Source organism: Streptomyces sp. WM6372 (assembly GCF_001279655.1).
Lineage (GTDB): Bacteria > Actinomycetota > Actinomycetes > Streptomycetales > Streptomycetaceae > Streptomyces.
In genome coordinates, this window is record NZ_LGDB01000051.1 from 1 (window position 1) to 3,629 (window position 3,629).

The following is a 3,629-nucleotide window of genomic DNA, read 5'->3' on the forward strand; positions in this document are numbered from 1 at the left end:
ACACGGGGCAGGGCGCGCCGGACGCACCGCCCGGTCAGTAGCCGATGGTGAACCGCTTGCCCGCGTGGGCGTCGCGCTCGATCTCGTCGACCAGGGCCACGGCGTAGTCCTCGACCGAGACGTGGCTGTCGCCGTCCTCGTCCACGACCAGGTCGTCCAGGGCCAGCCGGTACGTGCCCGTCCGCGTGCCCGGCGCGATCTGCGCGGCGGGGCTCAGACAGCTCCAGCGCACCTCCTCGACGGGCACGGTGTTCAGGAAGTCGAGTGCCTCCCCGTGGGCGTGCATGAGCGCGCGGAGGGGCTCCGGGATGCCCGCCGCCTCCCAGACCAGCGGACCGTCGGGGGTGCGCAGCGATCCCGCCCCGCCCACGACGATCACCCGGGGCCGGGGGACGTCCGGTCCGAGCGTGCAGACGCCGCCGATCAGGGACTTGGCGGCGGCCACGAGGATGCCCGGGTCACCGGAGCCGGGGCCGACGGCGCTGACGACCACGTCCCGGCCCTCGGCCGCCTCGGCGACCGAGTGCGGGTCCAGGACGTCGCCGGGCACCACCTCGGCTCCGGAAGCAGCGAGTTTCGCGGGGTCGCGGACGACCGCGGTGACCTGGTGGCCGCGGTCGAGCGCTTCGTGCAGCACGCGGGCTCCGATGGTGCCGGTCGCGCCGAACAGGGCGATCTTCGCCATGGCGACTCCCTGGGGGTGGGGGTGGTACGGGCCTCAGGTCGGACCCGCGCCGCCCATCCAAGCGAACCGGCCTCCCGACACCGGGCAGCCGGGCCGAGTCCACACGGATGATCCCGCCCGATCCGGACGACGCCCCCTACTGGCACAAGGCGACGATGGACGGGGAGACCCGGCCCTTGGCCGCCTCGCACAGGGGCCCCATGTCGTACGTGCGCGGCGGCGCGGGCCGGGGTTCCGGCTGTACGGGCCGGCGCTTGCGGGGCCCCGGCGCCGGGGCGGCGGGGCGCACGGGCCGGGCCGGCCGGACCGGCGGGAGCTCGCGGGTCCGGGGCTGTGCCCGCCGGGCCTCCTCCGCCGGCGCCGCGGCCGGTTCCGCGGCCGGTTCCGCGGCGGGCGCCTCGGCCGGCGCGGGAGCCTCCGGGGCGGGCGGCGACGGGGTTTCCGACGCCGGTAGCCGCCCCAACGGCAGGGCTTCGACCGCAGCCGCCCGCCCGCCCGCGGTCCGGTCGGAGGCCGGAGTCGTACGGGCCGCCTCCGCGGGCCGGTCCGGCCGTACGGTCACGCACCCGGCGGTCAGCGCCACCGCGGCGAGGATCAGGGGCAGGGGCAGAGCCACCCGGCGCAGCTGCATCCGCCCAGCCTGCCGTACGAGGACCGCCGGAACCTACGCACCGTCACACACACGAGTGACGCCGCGCCGGGCGGGTCTCAGACGCGGCCCTGCGCGGCCAGGCGCAGCAGGTGTTCCAGCGGCCCCCGGCGCAGCGGGCTGTCCGCGCACAGGCGTTGCCAGGCCCACGCCGCCGCCAGTGCCACGCCCGCGAAGGCGGCCAGCGCGCCCCAGGACGCGGCCCCGCGGGCCGGTCCGGCCAGCACCAGCGCATGCAGGACGTACGCACTGAGCGCCATCGCCCCGAGCGCGGCCGGCAGCCGCAGCAGCCGCGCCCCGGCCTCGCCGCGCGCGGCGAGCACAAAGAGCCCGATGAGCGCGCAGCCCACCCCCGCGTTGCCGATCGTCTCCAGCGGCGTCTGGCTGTACGGGTCCGCCACCAGCAGCCAGTCCCAGGAGGTGCTCGGCACGGCGCCGAACTGCCCCCGCAGCACCTCCCGTACGGGATCGGCCGCACCCAGGGCCTCCGGATGGCGGGCCGCGACCACGTCGAGCAGCCGCTCGCGGCCGCCGAGGACATGCGCGGCCACCCACGCGGCGCCGTAACCCGCGGCCGCGGCGGCCGCGCCCCACACCGCCATCCGCCGGGCGACCCGGTGGTCGCGCAGATCGCACAGCCGGCCGAGGGCCAGCCCGACCAGGACGTACGGGAAGTAGGTGGCCAGCGGATACGCGCCCGTGAGCAGCAGCTCGCACAGGGTCCGGCCCAGCCCGTCCCAGCCGGTCAGGGCGGTGAGTTCGGGGACCGCGCCGCGCCCGGAAGCCTCGTACCCGAACACCGGGCCGAGCAGGAACGAGAGCAGTGGACCCGCGACCACGCAGACCCCGGCGACGGCGGTGAGCACCGGGGTGGCAAGCCGGGTGAAGGGCTCGGCGGCGAGGAAGTAGACGGCGAAGAAGGCCAGGATGACGAGGATCCCGGGCCAGAGCGCGGCCAGCAGCAGGCCCAGCCCGGCGAGGACCGCGCAGCGGATCAGCAGCGGGCGGTAGCGCAGTGCCCAGCCGGCCGGCTGCTCCGCGGGGGTGCGGCCGCGCTGGGCGAGGGCGAGCGAGAACCCGGCGAGGAGGGTGAACAGCGCCGGAGCCCGCCCGTCGGCCGCGACGATCAGGTACCCGGCACCCTCGGGCCGCGGGCCGGGGCCGACATGTACGGCGAACATCCCGAGGACGGCCACACCGCGGACGGCGTCGACGGCGGCGAGCCTGCCGCTGCCGGAAGCGCGTCGCATACCGCGGTCTCTCCTCGGCTCCGGTGACGTGGTCGGACCGGCGGTTTTCATGCCGCCAGTCCGCGAGACGAGAACGTACCAACGAGGGCGTAACAAGGTAATAAGGAGGTATAGGGGCGGCAAAGGAACGGTCGGTGTCCGGGGCGGTGCAACCGGCGTAACCCCCGGGCCGTACGGGCTGTTGCACAGGCCGAGGGTCCATCCACGGTGAACGGAGTGCCGATGCCGCAGCTGACCGACGAGGCCTTGAACGAAGACGAGGGCCGCGGCCCGGGCACGTGGATGACCCCGCAGGAGTACGGGGCTTCGCGGGCCGCGCTCTGGACCGGCGCGGTCGTCCTGGTCACCGACACCGACGGCCGGGTCCTCGTCCAGAGCGTCGACTACCGCCCCGACCGGCTGCTGCCCGGCGGCGCCGTGGACGCGGGCGAGTCCCCGTCGGCCGCCGCGGCCCGGGAGGTGCGGGAGGAACTCGGCGTCGACGGCCGCTACCCGCACGGGCTCGCGGTGGACTGGATCCCGGCCGACACCCCCGGCATCCCGCCCGAGATGGGCTTCCCCGGCGAGATCCTGCACGTGTACGACGGCGGCACCTGGACCCCGGACCGGATCGACGGGATCCGCCTCCCGGCCCAGGAGATCACCGGCGTCCAGTTCGCCGAACCGGCCGACCTGACCGTCCTGATGGACCCGGGCGACGCCCGCCGCGCCCTGTCGGCGCTGCGGGCCCGCATCAACGGCGGCGGCCCGGCCCTGCTGGAGGACGGCCGTCCCACCCTGCCGACCGCTCTGGACCGGCTCGGCGTCCTGCGCCCCCGCCGCACCCCGCTCCACGGCACCTGGCACCTGGGCCCGGTACCGGCCGGGGTGCCCCTACGGGAGCCCGCGGCCTGGCTGTTCGCCCCCGACGGGCGGGTCCTGCTCCTGATCTCCCGCGCCACCGGCGGCGCCCACCTCCCGCCCCCGACGGAGGGCTCCACCCCGCTCGGCCACCGCCGCGCCGACGGGGCGGCCCATCCCCGTCTGGTGGCCCGCCTCCCCTCCC

4 protein-coding genes are annotated in these 3,629 nt (G+C 76.7%); 1 reads left to right on the plus strand and 3 read right to left on the minus strand.

The window, feature by feature from the left end; genetic code table 11:
- Positions 1-34: 34 nt before the first annotated feature.
- The 3 genes from ADK52_RS06545 to ADK52_RS06555 form a co-directional block, all read right to left on the minus strand.
- Complete coding sequence (locus ADK52_RS06545) at positions 35-685, minus strand: NAD(P)-dependent oxidoreductase (RefSeq protein ID WP_053688827.1); 651 nt, start codon at positions 683-685, stop codon at positions 35-37.
- Positions 686-821: 136 nt separating this feature from the next.
- The gene (locus ADK52_RS06550) at positions 822-1,316 is read right to left on the minus strand and encodes a hypothetical protein (RefSeq protein WP_053688828.1); all 495 of its coding nucleotides are present in this window, start codon (positions 1,314-1,316) and stop codon (positions 822-824) included.
- 77 nt (positions 1,317-1,393) lie between these two features.
- Positions 1,394-2,584 carry a DUF418 domain-containing protein gene (locus ADK52_RS06555; RefSeq protein ID WP_053688829.1) on the minus strand — a complete coding sequence of 397 codons (1,191 nt, stop codon included), beginning with the start codon at positions 2,582-2,584 and terminating at the stop codon, positions 1,394-1,396.
- Between the two features lie 222 nt (positions 2,585-2,806).
- Here ADK52_RS06555 and ADK52_RS39225 point away from each other — a divergent pair.
- Positions 2,807-3,629, plus strand: an 823-nt coding sequence (locus ADK52_RS39225; protein ID WP_234343483.1) for an NUDIX domain-containing protein, incomplete at its 3' end; no start/stop codon positions are given.

What these genes read in the sequence shown, in the direction of transcription:
- ADK52_RS06555 (WP_053688829.1), bottom strand. Translation starts at nt 2,584, where the DNA reads ATGCGACGCGCTTCCGGCAGCGGCAGGCTCGCCGCCGTCGACGCCGTC.
- ADK52_RS06550 (WP_053688828.1), bottom strand. Translation starts at nt 1,316, where the DNA reads ATGCAGCTGCGCCGGGTGGCTCTGCCCCTGCCCCTGATCCTCGCCGCG.
- ADK52_RS06545 (WP_053688827.1), bottom strand. Translation starts at nt 685, where the DNA reads ATGGCGAAGATCGCCCTGTTCGGCGCGACCGGCACCATCGGAGCCCGC.